Here is a 15,147-nt window from a genome sequence, read left to right as displayed (position 1 = left end):
TCACCTCATTCGATAGTCTGCCCGCAGCGTGCGCGCGGGCGGGCGTGGTTTCAGGGTAAGTCGGCGCAATATCGCTGCGTGTCGCGCGCCGGGCGTGATCCCGTCAAGTCATGTGCGGCACGAGGCCCGAGTCGAGCCACTCGCGCGGAATGCGCACCGGAAAATCCAGCAGCATTTGCGCGTAGGACTTGCCTAGCGGGTCCGAACGCAGGCTGCACACACCGCCGCCGCCCAGCGCTTCGTGCAGCACGAAGTTGAGCGCGCCGAGGCCCGGCACCTCGAAACGATCGATCGTTCCGCTAACCAGATGCGCGAAGTACGCCTGCACGCTTGCGACCGTGAGTTGGCCGCGCAGAACCGGCAGGAATTCCGCGCGTCTCGCGATCACCGCGATGTTTTCGTCGTCGCCTTTGTCGCCGCTGCGCGCCCACGCCAGCGCTACGAGCGGTGCTTCGACCGTATCCACGCCGGGCGCGCTGGTTTCCTCGCGGGATTGCCGCAGCGGCGCCGCCGGCACAGGCGCATATTCGGGCGCGGCAGGCACGGCCTCGCTGTGTGCATCCATCGACACGTGCAAAGGCACGGCGTGCTTCGGCACAAGGAACGAGAACACCTCGATGACGGGCTGAATCTCCGCGCGCCCGGAGAAGGACGAACGCGTTCCGGGACCCATCGACGTGCCGGCCGACGCGCATTCGCGTTGCAGAAAACCGAGCGCCCTCGCGTTCTCGTGCCTCACGGCAATGCGCAGCACGATCTCGCGCGCTCCGGCGCTCGCACGTGCGCGTTGTTGCGGCGGGTATAGCGAATCGCAGCCCAGCAACTCCACGCAGGTCTGCGAGTAATCGCCCAAACCGCGCTGCGCCATGAGCGAGCGCGCGCGTTGCAGCAACGCGTCGGCGGTGCGCGTTGCCTTGGCTTCGGCGTCGATGCCGCGAATCGCCATCATGACCTGCATCTGGTAGCCGTCGCGGTGCGTCCCGTTGGCCTTGTACGTTGCCGTGGGCGGCCGCCCGCGCGCGCCGCTCACCCGCACCGTTTCCGCTGTGGCGCGAGCTACCTGCACCTCGCGGAAATCGCAGGTGACGTCGGGCATCAGATAGTTCGCCGGGTCGCCGACTTCATAGAGAATCTGTTCCGCCACCGCGCCCGGGTGGATCAGGCCGCCCGTGCCCGCCGGTTTCGACAACGTCAGGCTGCCGTCCCGCGAAACGTCGATCACGGGGTAGCCGATGTTCGCCCAGTCGGGCACCTGCTGCCAGTCGGTAAAGAGACCGCCCGTTGCCTGCGCGCCGCATTCGATCAGGTGCCCCGCGAGCGTGCCCGCCGCCAGCCGGTCCCAGTCGTCCCACTGCCAGCCGAACTCGTGCGCGAGCGCGCCGACGACCACGGCGCTATCGACGCAGCGCCCCGTAATCACGATGTCCGCACCGAGCGCGAGCGCCTGGGCGATGCCGCGCGCACCGACATACGCGTTCACCGAGAGCGGATCGCCCGGTAAATCCGCGCCGGTCTGCCACTCGCGTATTCTGCCCGCGCGCAGCGAGTCGAAGCTGGACAGGATGTCGTCGCCGGTCACCACGGCAATTCGCGGGCTGAGCCCCTGCTCGCGCGCCACCGCGAGCAACGCGGCGCGGCAGGCGTGCGGATTGAGACCGCCTGCGTTCGCGATCACGCGCACGCCTTGCCGGCTGATCTGCGCGAGGTGCGGCGCCATCGCGGCGTGCACGAAGTCGGTCGCGTAGCCAAGCGAGGCGTCCTTGGCGCGGGCGCGCGCGAGGATCGCCATCGTCGTTTCGGCGAGATAGTCGTAGACCAGATACTGCAGGCCCGGCACGCTCAGCAACTGAGGCGTGGCGATGGCGGAATCGCCCCAGAAGCCGCTGGCGCCGCCTATGCGGACTGTCTTGCTCATACGTTCGCCTCGATGCGCACGAGCAGCGCTCCCTTGTCGGCCTGGCCGCCGGCCTGCGCGCGAATTTCGGCCACGATGCCGCTCATCGGCGCGACCAACGTGTGCTCCATCTTCATGGCCTCCAGCGCAAGCAGGCGTTGACCCGCCTCCACGCGTTCGCCTTCGCGAACGGCGAGTTCGAGCACCCGTCCGGTCATGGGCGCCACCACGGCGCCCGTGCCCTCGTCGTCGAGCCGATTCTTGCGCGCACTGATCTGCTCGAAGGTCCAGGCCTCGCCCGCATGGAACACGTGCAAGGTGTCGGCCTGCGCCGCGACGGTAATCGTTTCGCGCATGCCGTCGCATTCGGCCGTGAGACGCGCGCGGTCTGCGTCGGACCACTGGGCCGCGTGGATCACGAACGACTGCGAATGCTCGGTCGATGCGTCTGCTGCGTCTGCTGGTCCGTTTGCATCCGTGCACTCGCGTGTTACGGTCAGGCGCCACGCGCTTCCCGCCGCGTGCAGCGTCGCGAGCCAGCGAGCGTCGCCGCTGCGAAGCCGGACGATGCTGACCGTTTGGCCAGGCGACGCCGGTGCGATCGCTTGGGTATCGGGCCGCTGCGGCATGCGCAGCGCCAACGCCGCGAAGGCCGCATAGGCGAGCGTGCGCCCGGCAGGCAGGCCGCGCGCGGCGGGCACCGCGCCGAAGCGCTCTTCGACGAAGCCGGTGTGAACCTCGCTTGCGCCCGCGAAAACCGGATCGACGAGACAGTCGGCCAGAAAGCCCTGATTGGTCGGCAAGCCGAGCAGCACGCATTGGCGCACCGCGTGCCACAGCTTGCGCCGCGCCTCGTCGCGCGTCGCGCCGTGTGCGATCAGCTTGGCGACCATCGAATCGTAGTGCGGCGACACCGCGCCGCCTTCGGCAAGCCCGTGATCGACGCGCACGCCGCACTCCGGCGCCGGCGGCCGCCAGCGCAGCACCGGCCCGGTCTGGGGCAGGAAGCCCGCCGCGACGTCCTCGGCGGTCAGACGCACTTCCATTGCGTGCCCGTTCAACTGGACGTCCTGCTGCGCCAGGGTCAAACGCTCGCCCGCGGCCACCCGCAGTTGCCATTCGACGAGATCGATGCCCGCCACGGCCTCGGTCACCGCGTGCTCCACCTGCAAACGGGTGTTCATCTCCATGAAGTAGAAGCGCCCTTCGCGATCGAGCAGGAATTCGAGCGTGCCCGCGCCCACATAGCCGATCGCACGCGCGCTGCGCACCGCCGCTTCTCCCATGCGCGCGCGCAGCGCGGCGTCAACGGCTGGCGAGGGCGCCTCTTCGATCACCTTCTGATGGCGTCGCTGCACGGAACAGTCGCGCTCGCCGAGATGGATCGCGTTGCCGTGGCTGTCGGCCAGGATCTGGATTTCGACGTGCCTCGGCGCGATAACGGCGCGCTCCAGAATCAGCTCGTCGTTGCCGAACGCGCCCGCGGCCTCGGCGCGGGCCGAATTCAACGCCTGCTCGAGCGCGCCTTCGTCGCTCACGAGGCGCATGCCGCGCCCGCCGCCGCCGGCGGCCGCCTTCACCATCACGGGGTAGCCGATCCCGGCTGCCGCGCGCGCGAATGCGGCAACGCTCTGGTCGCGGCCCTGATAGCCGGGAATGCAGGGCGTATCCGCCGCGTGCATCAGGTCCTTTGCGCGCGCCTTGTTGCCCATTTCGCGAATCGCCGTGCCGGAAGGGCCGACGAAGACGAGGCCGGCTGCGTCGACGGCATCGGCGAAATCTTCGTTCTCGGCAAGGAAACCGTAACCGGGGTGAATCGCGTCCGCGCCGCTGCGGCGCGCGGCTTCGATAATCGCATCGATGTTCAGATACGATTCGCGCGGCGCGCCTGCGCCGACGTGAACCGCGCAGTCGGCGAAACTCACGTGCGGGCTGTCGCGATCCGCGTCCGAAAACACCGCTACGGTGCGATAGCCCATGCGACGCGCGGTCCGCATGACGCGAATCGCAATTTCTCCCCGGTTCGCCACGAGCAGCGTGTGAAACGGTCGAATCTGCTTCGTGGTGCTCATGATTCGTTATCCTCCTGATTCTCCTGCGGCGTACGCGCCTGCCGGACATCGTCCCTCGTGAAGCGGCGGCTCCATGCCGATGGCCGCTTTTCCCGAAACGCGGCAATGCCCTCCGCGCCCTCGTGGCGCATGCAGCCGGCAAAGAGCGCCGCCGCGTCGTCGAGCACCGCGTCGCGCACCGTATCGCGCGCATCGTCGTCGCAGCGCCGCAGCAGCGGCTTGAGCGTGCGATTAGCGGCCGGCGCGCACGAGCAGATGCGCGTGAGCCACTGCGCCACCAGTTGGTCGAGCGCGTCGCTGTCGGGCGCAAGCTCGTCGACCATGCGCAGCCGCACTGCCGTCTCGCCGCTGATGCGCTCGCCGCTCAAGCCGAGGCGGCATGCCACCTGCACGCCAAGCCGCGCCACCACCCACGGCGCGATCTGGGCGGGAATGATGCCGAGCGAAGTTTCGCTGAGCGCGAAGCGGGCGTCGATGGTTGCGAGCACAACGTCAGCCGCGCAGGCGAGGCCCATGCCGCCGCCCATCGCGGCCCCTTCCACGGCGACGATCACCGGCACGGGCAATGCGCTCACGCGTTGCATGAAACGGCCGAATTCGCGATTGCGCGCAGCGACGGGATCGTCGCCCGTTGTGTTGGCGTCGAGCCGCGCCTGGAAGCTGCCGACGCTGCCGCCCGCGCAAAAAATACCGCCGTTGCCGCGCAGCACGATCGCGCGCACGCTCTCGTCGAGCGCCGCCTGCGCCACGGCCTGATCGAGCTGAGCGACCACTTCGGGCGCAAGCGCGTTGCGCGTATCGGGCCGGTTCAGCGTGACGAACAGTACGTCCTGATGCCGCCGCACGAGCACGGCAGGCGCGCAGGATGCTGCCTGAAGCTGGGTATCGGGATTCATGGGCTGCCTCATGTGCTTCATGCGTCCATATCCATGAGACCCATTTGCCGCGCGATGACCATCAGCATCACCTCGTCGGCCCCGCCTCCGATAGAGCCCAGGCGGTAATCGCGATAGGCGCGCGAAACGGGGTTGTCCCACGTGTAGCCCATGCCGCCCTGAAACTGCATGCACCAGTCGGCGATCTCGCGCGACAGGCGCCCGGCCTTGAGCTTCGCCATCGACGCCAGTTCCACGACGTCGCCGCCCGCGACATAGGTCTGCGTCGCCATGTACACGAGCGCGCGCAGCGCTTCGAGTTCGGTCTTGAGTTCGGCGAGCTTGTACTGAATGAACTGGTTGTCGAGCAGCGGCTTGCCGAACGCCTGGCGCTGGCGCAAATAGTTCGCGGTGTCCTCGATCAGCGAGAAAGCGGCCAGGCGTCGCGCGGCGCCATCGAGTCTCTCCTCCTGAAACTGCTTCATCTGATAGATGAAGCCCATGCCCTCTTCGCCGATCCGGTTGCGCACGGGCACGCGCACGTCGTCGAAAAAGATCTGCGCGGTGTCGGACGACCACATGCCGAACTTGCGGATCTTCTGCACTTCCACGCCGCGAGCACGCTTGCCGCCCTCTTTCAACGGCACGACGATGAGCGACTTGTTGCGATGAACCGGGCCGTCCGAGGTGTTGCACAACAGACAGATCCAGTCCGCCTGCGTACCGTTCGTGATCCACATTTTCGAGCCGCTGATCACGTAGTCGTCGCCATCGCGGCGCGCGCGCGTTTTGAGCGAGGCGACGTCGGAACCCGCTCCCTGCTCCGACACGCCAATCGAAGCCACCATCTCGCCTGCAATCGCCGGCGCGAGAAATTCGCGGCGCAGTTCGTCGGATCCGAATGCGGCCAGCGCGGGCGTCGCCATATTGCTCTGCACGCCCACGCCCATCGCCACGCCCTGGGCGCGGCAATAACCCATGCTTTCGGCAGCCGCGAGCGCAAACGAAAAGTCGAGACCGAGCCCGCCATAGGCCTGCGGCTTGGTGATGCCGAGATAGCCCAGCGAACCCATCTTGCGAAACAACTCGTGCGCGGGGAAGATTTCCGCGGCTTCCCATTCGTCCACGAAAGGATCGATCTCGGTCGCGATGAAGCGCCGGATGCTGTTCATCATCTCGCGATGTTCGCCCGTGTACAGCATGTCTGTCTCCTGATTAATGATGTATGCCGCCGATGTAACCCGCCGATGCGGGCAAGCGCGGCGAAGGCTAGAACCGCGCGACGCCGAACTGCACGCGCCTCGGCGTGCGGCGGCGGGCTTCGCATGTCGTGGCCAGCACGAACGCGAGTACGGCGCGCGTGTCGCGGGGGTCGATCACCCCGTCGTCGAGCAGATGGCCGCTGGTGTAGAACGCGCTTGCCTGGCGTTCGAAGTTCGAGACTATTTCTTCTTTCTGCTGCGCGAGCCCTGCCTCGTCGACAGGCTTGCCCTTGCGTTCGGCCTGCTGGCGCGCGACGATCTCCAGCGTCATCGCCGCCTGCTCGCCGCCCATCACCGCCGTGCGCGCGTTCGGCCAGGAAAAGCAGAAGCGCGGTTTGAACGCGCGGCCGCACATCCCGTAGTTCCCCGCGCCGAACGATGCGCCGCAGTAGATCGTGAAGAGCGGAACGTCGGCATTCGAGAGCGCCTGGATCAGCTTCGAACCATGCTTGATCATGCCGGCCTCCTCGGAGGCGCGGCCCACGATGAAACCGGTGGTGTTCTGCAGGAACACGATGGGCGTGCCGGACTGGTTGCACAACTGGATGAACTGAGCGGCCTTGGTCGCGCCCGCCGGATCGATTGGCCCGTTGTTGCTGATGAAGCCCACCGGATGGCCGTCTATCCGGCCGTGACCGCACACGGTCGCCGCGCCGTAATCGGCTTTGAAGTCCATCCACGCCGAGGCGTCCACGAGACGCGCGATGATTTCGCGCATGTCCACCGGTTTGCGATGTTCAAGCACCATGGCGCCCGCCAGTTCGTCGGGATCGCACAACGGCGCTTGCGCCCCGGCAGGCGGCGGCTCGCGATCCCATGGCAGCGTCGCGACGATATCGCGGGCAATCCCGATCGCGTGCGCGTCGTCTTCGGCCACGTACTCGGCAAGGCCGCTCGTGGTGGCGTGCATGTCGGTGCCGCCGAGGGCTTCGTCGGTCGCGACTTCGCCCGTCGCCGCCTTCAGCAAGGGCGGGCCTGCAAGAAATGCCTTCGCGCGTCCACGCACCATCACGACATAGTCCGACAAGCCAGGCATGTAAGCGCCGCCCGCCGTCGACGAGCCATGCACCACGGTGATGACGGGCAGCCCGGCGGCGGACAGGCGCGCGAGGTTGTAGAACATGCCGCCGCCGCGGATGAACTTTTCCACCCGATATTTGCGCAGGTTCGACCCGGCCGATTCGACCAGGTGAACGAACGGCAAGTTGTTTTCCAGCGCCACTTCCTGGCAACGCATGAGCTTCTGGTTTCCCGCTTCGGTAAGCGCGCCTGCGTCGATTCCCGAATCGGTCGCGACGACCATGCAGCGCACGCCGCTGACAAAGCCAATGCCCGCGATCTGCGAGCCACCCGGCGCACATGCTTCGATGTCCGTATCATCCATGCCGTATCCGGCCAGGTTGCACAGCGGCAGGAACGGCCGGCCCGGATCGAGCAGGCGGCTCACGCGCTCGCGCGGCAGCAACGCACCGCGCCGCGCGAACGCGGGCGCGGCCCGCGAGGAAAGGTCCGCCGCGCGCTGTTCGAGCGCGCGCAACTGGTCGACGAGCGCCAGCATGCCGGCGCGCTGCGAGCGATATGCCTCTGAAAGGACGTTGATACGCGATTTGAAAGGGGCCATGTTGCTGTCGGTGCCTCGCACCGTGAGTCCGTTTGGTTGGTGCTATTGCAAATGACAGTGCTTGCGCGCACAACGATTAACACGACGAATGTGCACAATGTGCACATAGTGTTTTCACCCCCTGCTATACTCGGACGCGCTGGAATCGAGCTTGAAACGACCCGCCGCGCAGCACGCCAACCCGCCATGCCCCCATCACGCCGCCCCCACACCGAGCCCGCCGTGCGCGGCGCGCAAAGCATCGATCGCGCCGCGCAGGTACTGCGAGTCCTCGCGCAGCATCACGCAAGCGGCATGTCGCTGCAGAACTTGAGCGACGTAACGGGGCTCGATCGAACCACCACCTACCGCATCGCCACCGCGCTTGTCGAGACCGGCCTCGCGATGCGCGACCCGCAAACGAAGCTCTATCGCCTCGGCGTGGAAAGCATGGCGCTGGGTGCGGTGTCGATGCAGGCGCCGCCGCTCGTGGCGCAATGCCACCCCATGATGAAGCAGCTCGCGCGTCGAACCGGCGAGCACGTGTTTCTGGTGGTTCGCTCCGGCGATTACAGCCATTGCCTGCACATCGAAGACGGCGAAACGCCGTCGCTGGAATTCGGCAGAAACCGCAATCGCATGCGGCTGCTCGGCATGGGCATACCCAGCATCGCGTTGCTGGCCGAACTGCCCGACGAGGAAATCAGCGCGCACTATGCACGCCACGCGACGGAATACGGTCATCGCAATCTCGACGAGGCCCGCTTGCGCCGCTGGGTCCGGCAAACACGCGAACTGGGTTACGCCCAGGTGGCCGCGCAGGGGCTGAGCGGCGTGGGCGTCAGCTTTCCGATGGGGTCGTGCGCCACGGCTGCGATCGGCATTGTCACGGTGGCCGCAAAAATGCCGCGCGGGCGCGGGGCCGCCCTCGCCGCGCTCTCGCGCGAACATCTCGCGAGCGTCGTGCCGCCCACGTAATCCGCAACGCCATGGGGGCGCCTCGCATCGCCGCCGCGTCCTGCACGTTCTTCCCGGCTGTTATACCCTTGCGAAAGTCCGCCGCCCTCGCGCGGCGCGCGCTTTTCCTCCGCTTGAATCGCTTTTTCGCCAGGAGCAACAGCAATGGATTACGTCAGGTTCGGCTCGACAGGGCTGCAGGTTTCGCGTCTTTGCCTCGGCTGCATGACCTACGGCGTGCCCGAGCGCGGCACGCACCCGTGGACGCTCGGCGAGGACGCCAGCCGCCCGCTCGTCCGCCAGGCGCTCGACGCCGGCATCAACTTCTTCGACACTGCGAACACCTATTCGGACGGCACCTCGGAGGAGATCGTCGGGCGCGCGCTGCTCGAGTTCGTCAAGCGCGACGACATCGTGCTCGCCACGAAGGTGTACAACCGCATGCGGCCCGGTCCGAACGGCCAGGGCCTGTCGCGCAAGGCCATCCTCACGGAAATCGACCATAGCCTCAAGCGTCTGGGCACCGATTACGTCGATCTCTATCAGATTCATCGCTGGGACTACAACACGCCCATCGAAGAAACGCTCGAAGCGCTGCACGATGTCGTGAAGGCGGGCAAGGCGCGTTATATCGGCGCTTCGTCCATGTACGCGTGGCAGTTCAGCAAGGCGCTCTACACGTCGCGCCTGAACGGCTGGACCGAATTCGTGAGCATGCAGGATCATGTGAACCTGCTCTATCGCGAGGAAGAACGCGAAATGCTGCCGCTATGCGCCGATCAGGGCATTGCCGTGATGCCATGGAGCCCGCTCGCGCGCGGCCGCCTCACACGCGACTGGAACGAAACAAGCGAGCGCGAGGCAAGCGACAAGTTCGGCAAGACGCTCTACGGCGCCGACGCGGACAAAGCCATTATCGATGCGGTCGCAACCATCGCGAATGCGCACAGCGTCCCGCGCGCGCAAGTCGCGCTCGCGTGGCTGCTGCACAAGCCCGGCATCACGTCGCCGATCATCGGCGCTTCGAAGCCGAAGCATCTCGAAGACGCCGTCGCGGCGCTCTCACTGAAGCTTTCCGACGAAGAGATCAAGACGCTTGAAGCGCCATATCTGCCGCATGTGATCGCGGGCCATCAGTAGGATCAGTCAGCGACGAAGCCACGGGCAGACGCTCTCGCACGATGCGCGCGAGCGTCTGCATGAGCGTGTCGGCAAGGTGCGGCGGCGTTTCCGCGTAGCCGAGTAAAAAGCCGTTGTAGCGCGTGGCATGCGCCGCGTCCGCGCCGCCTGCGTCGAGGCAATACGCGCTCAGCGGCGAAAGGTGCAAGCCGTGCGCACGCGCGGCTTCGCTCACGTCGGCGTCGGCGAGCGGCGCGTCGAGGCGCACGCTCAGGTGCATGCCGCCCGCGTCCGCCGACACGGTCATCATGCCGGCCAGATGTTTGTCGATGGCCGCGACAAGGCCGTCGCGGCGCTCTTCGTAGAGCTTGCGCATGCGCCGCAAGTGGCGCGCGTAGCGGCCGCTTTCGATGAATTCCGCCAGCGCCAGTTGTTCCGCCACGCGCCCCTGGCGCACGAGCGTGTGATGCGCCTGCGCGAACTGCGCCGCCACACGCTGCGGCACGATCATGAAGCCGATGCGCAGCGCCGGAAACAACGTCTTGCTGAAGGTGCCGAGATAGATCACGGGTGCGTCGTCCGCGAGGCCCTGGATGGACGGCAGCGGCGGCCCGTCGTGGCGTAGCTCGCTGTCGTAGTCGTCTTCGACGATCCACGCGCCGCACGCACGCGCCTGCTCGATCAGCGCGAGCCGCCGCTCCAGGCTCAGCACGCAGCCGAGCGGATACTGGTGCGACGGCGTGAGATAGACCAGGCGCGGCGGCCGCTCGCGCCAGTCCTCGGGGCGCGCCGCCATGCCCGCCGCATCCACGCTCATCGGCACGAGTTGCAGCCCTGCCGCCGTAAAGGCCACGCGCGCGCCGGGATAGCCGGGATTTTCGATCCACACGCGTTCGCCCTCGTCCGCGAAAAGACGCGCGCACAAGTCGAGACTCGACTGCGTGCCGTCCGTGACGAACACCTGGCCGGGCTGGCAGCGCACGCCGCGCGAAACCCGCACGTATTGCGCAATGGCCTGGCGCAGCGCGGGCATGCCCGCACTGTCGCCGTAGCCGAGATCGTGCGCGCGCAGTTCGCGCAATGCGCGCTCGACTGCCGTGCGCCATTGCGCGTAGGGAAACGCGTCGAGCGCGGGCACGCCCGGCCGGAGCGCCTTGGGAGCGTCGCGGGCCGAGCGGCGTGGCGGCAGTTCGCGCACGCGGCGCGCGAGTTCAGGCGTGGGTTCTTCGCGCAGCGCGATCCGGGCCGGCGTGGCCGCCGCGCCGGCGCTGACCGCATTGACGACCGACCCGTGGCGCGTAGCGCTGACAAACCCCTCCTCCACGAGCCGCTCGTACGCATAGAGCACCGAATTGCGCGCGATGCCGAGTTGCTCCGCGAGCGCGCGACTCGACGCGAGGCGCGTGCCGCAGCCAATGTCGCCATCGAGAATCGCGCGGCGCAGGCTCTCGTAAAGCAGGTCCTGCTGCGTGAGCTTGCGCACGGCGCGCTTCGCGTAGGCCGTCATCATCAGCGCGTAGTCCAAACTCGTGGCTCCATGGTTTTGGTTTTCGGTGGGACTAACAATGGTGCCACAAGTCGCTTACGCTTGGGGGTTTGTGCAAGCCTGCAAACGAGGAGACACCCTATGACCGATACGACGCTTCAAGTCCGCGCCGTCACGCCCGACGATTTCGATGCATGGCTGCCGCTGTGGGACGGCTACAACCGCTTCTACGGCCGCTTCGACGCCACCGCGCTGCCTGAACACATCACGCGCACGACCTGGTCGCGCTTCTTCGACGGCTACGAGCCCATGCACGCGTTCATCGCCGAGCACGGCGGCCGCGTGCTCGGCCTCGTGCATTTCATCTATCACCGCAACACGATTCTGGAAGGGCCGATCTGCTACCTGCAGGATCTCTTCACCGTGGAAGACTCGCGCGGCCAGGGCGTGGGCCGCGCGCTGATCGAGGCGGTGTACGCGCACGCGAAGGCTTCGAATTCGTCGCGCGTGTACTGGCACACGCACGAGACGAATCACACGGCCATGCGGCTTTACGACGACGTGGCCGTGAAGCCCGGCTTCGTCATGTACCGCAAGGACGTTTGAAGCGGCTGGATCAGGAAAGGTCCTTGAGCAGCGAGGCGCGCACCTCGCCTTCGATGGTCTGCGTCGGCACGCGGTAATTCGGATGATCGCAGCCTATTGTGAGCGCGGCGCCCTCGCGCAGCCGCGCTTTCATCTGCGGCGTGAGTTCGAAGCGCACGAAGTGCACCGCCGAGGTCTTTTCGGCGTTTTCGCGTTCGAGGTCTTCGTCGGCGATTGCATAGACGGGCGGCTCGCCCTGTACCTGAACGTACACCTTGTCCTCGATGCCGATGAGCCGCGCGAGCGCCGCGCGGCGCTCGACCTCGTTCTCGTATTCGAGCTGCATGGTCGCCTTCAGGTTGCCGCCGTCGGGCAGGAGCGGCAGATAGGCCGCGAGTTCGCCCTCAATGCCGTCTTCGTCGAAGATCTTTTCGATGTGCAGCATCTCCTGGATCTGGTAACGGATGGTGGTCTCGTCCTCGAACAGGAACGTGAGGTGATTGCCGAGCGGCACCACGCGCTGCTTCTTGTGCTCGATGATGCGTTTGCGCATGTCGCCGCGCACCTTGGCGTAGGCTTCCAGCGTCAGCAGCGAATTTCTCGCGATCGTCATGAGTTGTGCCTCGTGCAGGTTGCGGGTTGGCGCTGAGCCCTAAATGCCGTAGGCGCGGCGCAGCAGGGTGATGGGATGAGCGAGCGGCGGCTCGCCAAGCTGGTTTTCCTCGATGCCCTGCGCAATGTGGTGCCCCGCAAGCTGGCAGTCGGAAGAAATGAAGTTCGGTTCGGCCTGACCTGGCTCGGCCTGAGCCATCTGCCTGAATACGGGCGTGCCGATCTTCATCGCCATGGCGTGGAATTCCTTCTTCACGCCGAACGTGCCTGCGTGGCCCGAACAGCGCTCGACGATGGTCACTTTCGTGTCGGGCACGAGCGAAAGCAGATCGAACGTCTTGCGGCCGATGTTCTGCACGCGCGCATGGCATGGCACGTGATACGACACGTTGCCGAGCGGCGCGCGGAAATCGGTCTTGAGCAGGCCGTCGCGGTTGCGCGCCACGAGATATTCGAACGGGTCCCAGAATGCGTCGCTCACGGCTTTCGTGTTGGCGTCGTCGGGAAACATCAGCGGCAGTTCGTGCTTGTACATGAGCACGCAGCTCGGCACCGCGCCAATCAACGCATAACCTTCGCGCGCGTAACGCGCGAGCATGGGCATGTTCTGCGACTGCTTGTGCGCCACGCCCTCCAGATTGCCCTGTTCTAGCAGCGGCATGCCGCAGCACCATTCGCTCTTCACGAGTTCGTAGGGAATCTCGTTGTGGTCGAGCACCGCGAGCAGATCGTGGCCAATGCCGGGCTCGTTGAAATTCACGTAGCAGGTCGCGTAAATGGCGACTTTTCCGGGCGTGCGTTCGCCGTCGCGCACCTCGCGCGACGCCGCGCGTTTTGCAACGTTACGAAACTTGTGCGTGGCGAAGTCGGGCAGCCACGCCTTGCGATCGACGCCCAGCATGTCTTCCATCGCGGCGCGCATCGCCTTCGTGTGATTGATGGCGTTGACCATTTGCGTGACGACGGGAATGCCGGCGATCTGGCCGAGCGCATCGGTGTTCGAAAGCACGCGGTCGCGCAGTTTCACTTCGCCCTTGCGGTAGTGAGCGGCTTTCGCGCGCAGCATGAGATGCGGAAAGTCCACGTTCCACGGATGCGGCGGCACGTAGGGGCACTTCGTCATGTAGCAGAGATCGCACAGATAGCACTGATCGACGACCTTGCCGAACGAGGCCTTGTCGACGTCGTGCGCTTCGCCGGTATCGGTTTCGTCGACGAGATCGAAGAGCGTCGGAAACGCGCCGCACAGCGAGACGCAGCGCCGGCAGCCCGCGCAAATGTCGAACACGCGCGCGAGTTCCGTGTCGAGCTGGGCCTGATCGTAAAAAGCGTCGGAGCGCCAGTCGAGCGGGTGGCGCGTGGGCGCTTCGAGACTGCCTTCCTTGTGGGGCATGACGTCTCCTTCTTTTATTTTTCGGCTCAATACGCGGATTGAGCCAGCGCGCGCGCTGTTTTGCTGCGTGCGTGCGGGTACTCTCCCCCGGCACGCGAATCAAAAATGCGCGCGCGTCGTCCGTCGCGTGCGGAAAAGCACGCGTCGATACCCGGTCCGCCTCAATCCGCCAGCACTTCCAGCGCCTTCGAATAGCGATTGGCGTGGCTGCGCTCCGCCTTGGCGAGCGTTTCGAACCAGTTGGCGATTTCGTCGAATCCTTCCTCGCGCGCCGCCTTGGCCATGCCCGGGTACATATCGGTGTATTCGTGCGTTTCGCCCGCGATAGCCGCCTGCAGATTCAGACGCGAGGTGCCGAAAGGCAGCCCGGTTGCGGGGTCGCCTACCGGTTCCAGATATTCGAGGTGGCCGTGCGCGTGGCCGGTTTCGCCTTCTGCGGTCGAGCGAAACAGCGCCGCGACATCGTTTTGTCCTTCAACGTCGGCCTTGGCTGCGAAATACAGATAACGGCGGTTGGCCTGGGATTCGCCCGCAAATGCGGCCTTGAGGTTTTCTTCCGTCTTCGAGCCCTTTAGCTGTGTCATCTGTGCCTCCATCGTTCTGATATGTGGGGACGCGACGCAGTTCGCCTTCGTGCAATGCAGCATGGCCGGGAGACTTCGCCGCACTATCAATCTAGACTCTGGCGTTTGCGTTCCCAATTGTGAATTTCAATCTGCGCGATAGCGTAGGCGGGCGGGGGTGGGTTTACGTGGGCACTACCGCGCATAAACGGGGCGCGGGCTGGCACGCGCAATGCGCGCGACGATCTGTCATGCACTCTTCCCTTGCACGTGCGCGGAGTCGTCCTAGACTTTTAAATTGCCGACGCGTCCGATCAATCTTGCGGAGATGCCATGCGACTTACGATCCTGATCAACGGTTCCGATCCTACCGTCAATCACGACTATGCGGTGCTCTGGCTCGACACCGACCAGCAACGCTGGTCACGCGAGTCTCACGAAGGGATCGACTTGCCAGAATGGGGTGAATTACGCGACGTGAATGGGGTCACGTCGCTGTGCGCGCCGCTCGAAAGCGAGCCGCTTTGCACGCTACGCGGTTTGCATGTCAATCGCCGTCAGGAAATCAGTTCCGCACACGGCGACGCAACATGGTCGTGCGAAACCTCGCATTCGCCGATGGAGGGCCAATGGCGCCTCCAGGCCGTGGACCGCCAGATGGTCCACGCCGAGCACGCGCTTTTTGCAGGCTGAGTCGTCGTTGACAATTCGATGCGCCTTTACTGATTG

The 15,147-nt window shown here is 65.8% G+C and carries 13 protein-coding genes; 4 read left to right on the top strand and 9 right to left on the bottom strand.

Translation table 11 applies throughout. The features are described 5' to 3' along the window. Nucleotides 1-103 precede the first annotated feature (103 nt). From U5768_RS13615 to U5768_RS13595, 5 genes are all read right to left on the bottom strand, one after another. The gene (locus tag U5768_RS13615; RefSeq protein ID WP_322030924.1) at nucleotides 104-1,915 is read right to left on the bottom strand and encodes an acyclic terpene utilization AtuA family protein; all 1,812 of its coding nucleotides are present in this window, start codon (nucleotides 1,913-1,915) and stop codon (nucleotides 104-106) included. Continuing rightward, on the bottom strand, nucleotides 1,912-3,966 hold the full coding sequence (locus U5768_RS13610) for an acetyl/propionyl/methylcrotonyl-CoA carboxylase subunit alpha (protein WP_322030923.1): 2,055 nt from the start codon (nucleotides 3,964-3,966) through the stop codon (nucleotides 1,912-1,914). Before U5768_RS13610 ends, U5768_RS13615 begins: the two co-directional genes overlap by 4 nt. Next, nucleotides 3,963-4,874, bottom strand: coding sequence for an enoyl-CoA hydratase/isomerase family protein (locus U5768_RS13605; protein ID WP_322031181.1), 912 nt, complete (start codon nucleotides 4,872-4,874; stop codon nucleotides 3,963-3,965). Before U5768_RS13605 ends, U5768_RS13610 begins: the two co-directional genes overlap by 4 nt. A 5-nt stretch (nucleotides 4,875-4,879) precedes the next feature. Continuing rightward, the gene (locus U5768_RS13600; RefSeq protein WP_322030922.1) at nucleotides 4,880-6,043 is read right to left on the bottom strand and encodes an acyl-CoA dehydrogenase family protein; all 1,164 of its coding nucleotides are present in this window, start codon (nucleotides 6,041-6,043) and stop codon (nucleotides 4,880-4,882) included. Between the two features lie 67 nt (nucleotides 6,044-6,110). Beyond that, nucleotides 6,111-7,724 carry an acyl-CoA carboxylase subunit beta gene (locus U5768_RS13595; protein WP_322030921.1) on the bottom strand — a complete coding sequence of 538 codons (1,614 nt, stop codon included), beginning with the start codon at nucleotides 7,722-7,724 and terminating at the stop codon, nucleotides 6,111-6,113. Between the two features lie 186 nt (nucleotides 7,725-7,910). Here U5768_RS13595 and U5768_RS13590 point away from each other — a divergent pair, with 186 nt between their 5' ends. Together U5768_RS13590 and U5768_RS13585 are read left to right on the top strand one after the other, a co-directional pair. Next, the gene (locus U5768_RS13590; protein ID WP_322030920.1) at nucleotides 7,911-8,681 is read left to right on the top strand and encodes an IclR family transcriptional regulator; all 771 of its coding nucleotides are present in this window, start codon (nucleotides 7,911-7,913) and stop codon (nucleotides 8,679-8,681) included. Between the two features lie 144 nt (nucleotides 8,682-8,825). Beyond that, nucleotides 8,826-9,800 carry an aldo/keto reductase gene (locus tag U5768_RS13585; protein WP_322030919.1) on the top strand — a complete coding sequence of 325 codons (975 nt, stop codon included), beginning with the start codon at nucleotides 8,826-8,828 and terminating at the stop codon, nucleotides 9,798-9,800. Here U5768_RS13585 and U5768_RS13580 read toward each other — a convergent pair. Beyond that, the gene (locus U5768_RS13580; protein WP_322030918.1) at nucleotides 9,748-11,304 is read right to left on the bottom strand and encodes a PLP-dependent aminotransferase family protein; all 1,557 of its coding nucleotides are present in this window, start codon (nucleotides 11,302-11,304) and stop codon (nucleotides 9,748-9,750) included. The two genes, U5768_RS13585 and U5768_RS13580, sit on opposite strands and share 53 nt — an antisense overlap. 102 nt (nucleotides 11,305-11,406) lie before the next feature. Here U5768_RS13580 and U5768_RS13575 point away from each other — a divergent pair, with 102 nt between their 5' ends. Beyond that, nucleotides 11,407-11,871, top strand: a complete 465-nt coding sequence (locus tag U5768_RS13575; RefSeq protein WP_322030917.1) for a GNAT family N-acetyltransferase — start codon at nucleotides 11,407-11,409, stop codon at nucleotides 11,869-11,871. A 10-nt stretch (nucleotides 11,872-11,881) separates the two neighbouring features. Here the strand turns inward: U5768_RS13575 and U5768_RS13570 are convergent, their stop codons facing one another. The 3 genes from U5768_RS13570 to U5768_RS13560 form a co-directional block, all read right to left on the bottom strand. After that, complete coding sequence (locus tag U5768_RS13570; protein ID WP_322030916.1) at nucleotides 11,882-12,463, bottom strand: DUF3501 family protein; 582 nt, start codon at nucleotides 12,461-12,463, stop codon at nucleotides 11,882-11,884. Between the two features lie 39 nt (nucleotides 12,464-12,502). Further along, on the bottom strand, nucleotides 12,503-13,855 hold the full coding sequence (locus U5768_RS13565) for a heterodisulfide reductase-related iron-sulfur binding cluster (protein ID WP_322030915.1): 1,353 nt from the start codon (nucleotides 13,853-13,855) through the stop codon (nucleotides 12,503-12,505). Nucleotides 13,856-14,016: 161 nt separating this feature from the next. Further along, nucleotides 14,017-14,439, bottom strand: coding sequence for a rubrerythrin family protein (locus U5768_RS13560; protein ID WP_322030914.1), 423 nt, complete (start codon nucleotides 14,437-14,439; stop codon nucleotides 14,017-14,019). A 312-nt stretch (nucleotides 14,440-14,751) separates the two neighbouring features. Here U5768_RS13560 and U5768_RS13555 point away from each other — a divergent pair, with 312 nt between their 5' ends. Then, complete coding sequence (locus tag U5768_RS13555; RefSeq protein WP_322030913.1) at nucleotides 14,752-15,111, top strand: DUF3564 domain-containing protein; 360 nt, start codon at nucleotides 14,752-14,754, stop codon at nucleotides 15,109-15,111. The last annotated feature ends 36 nt before the right edge of the window (nucleotides 15,112-15,147 follow it).

This window comes from Paraburkholderia sp. J76 (genome assembly GCF_905220295.1).
Lineage (GTDB): Bacteria > Pseudomonadota > Gammaproteobacteria > Burkholderiales > Burkholderiaceae > Paraburkholderia.
Note: the sequence above shows the minus strand (reverse complement) of the source record. Positions and strands in the feature narration are given on the sequence as shown.

Excerpts from the sequence above, each read along its gene's own strand:
- U5768_RS13615 (WP_322030924.1), bottom strand. The coding sequence starts at position 1,915 with ATGAGCAAGACAGTCCGCATAGGCGGCGCCAGCGGCTTCTGGGGCGAT.
- U5768_RS13610 (WP_322030923.1), bottom strand. The coding sequence starts at position 3,966 with ATGAGCACCACGAAGCAGATTCGACCGTTTCACACGCTGCTCGTGGCG.
- U5768_RS13605 (WP_322031181.1), bottom strand. The coding sequence starts at position 4,874 with ATGAGGCAGCCCATGAATCCCGATACCCAGCTTCAGGCAGCATCCTGC.
- U5768_RS13600 (WP_322030922.1), bottom strand. The coding sequence starts at position 6,043 with ATGCTGTACACGGGCGAACATCGCGAGATGATGAACAGCATCCGGCGC.
- U5768_RS13595 (WP_322030921.1), bottom strand. The coding sequence starts at position 7,724 with ATGGCCCCTTTCAAATCGCGTATCAACGTCCTTTCAGAGGCATATCGC.
- U5768_RS13590 (WP_322030920.1), top strand. The coding sequence starts at position 7,911 with ATGCCCCCATCACGCCGCCCCCACACCGAGCCCGCCGTGCGCGGCGCG.
- U5768_RS13585 (WP_322030919.1), top strand. The coding sequence starts at position 8,826 with ATGGATTACGTCAGGTTCGGCTCGACAGGGCTGCAGGTTTCGCGTCTT.
- U5768_RS13575 (WP_322030917.1), top strand. The coding sequence starts at position 11,407 with ATGACCGATACGACGCTTCAAGTCCGCGCCGTCACGCCCGACGATTTC.
- U5768_RS13570 (WP_322030916.1), bottom strand. The coding sequence starts at position 12,463 with ATGACGATCGCGAGAAATTCGCTGCTGACGCTGGAAGCCTACGCCAAG.
- U5768_RS13565 (WP_322030915.1), bottom strand. The coding sequence starts at position 13,855 with ATGCCCCACAAGGAAGGCAGTCTCGAAGCGCCCACGCGCCACCCGCTC.
- U5768_RS13560 (WP_322030914.1), bottom strand. The coding sequence starts at position 14,439 with ATGACACAGCTAAAGGGCTCGAAGACGGAAGAAAACCTCAAGGCCGCA.
- U5768_RS13555 (WP_322030913.1), top strand. The coding sequence starts at position 14,752 with ATGCGACTTACGATCCTGATCAACGGTTCCGATCCTACCGTCAATCAC.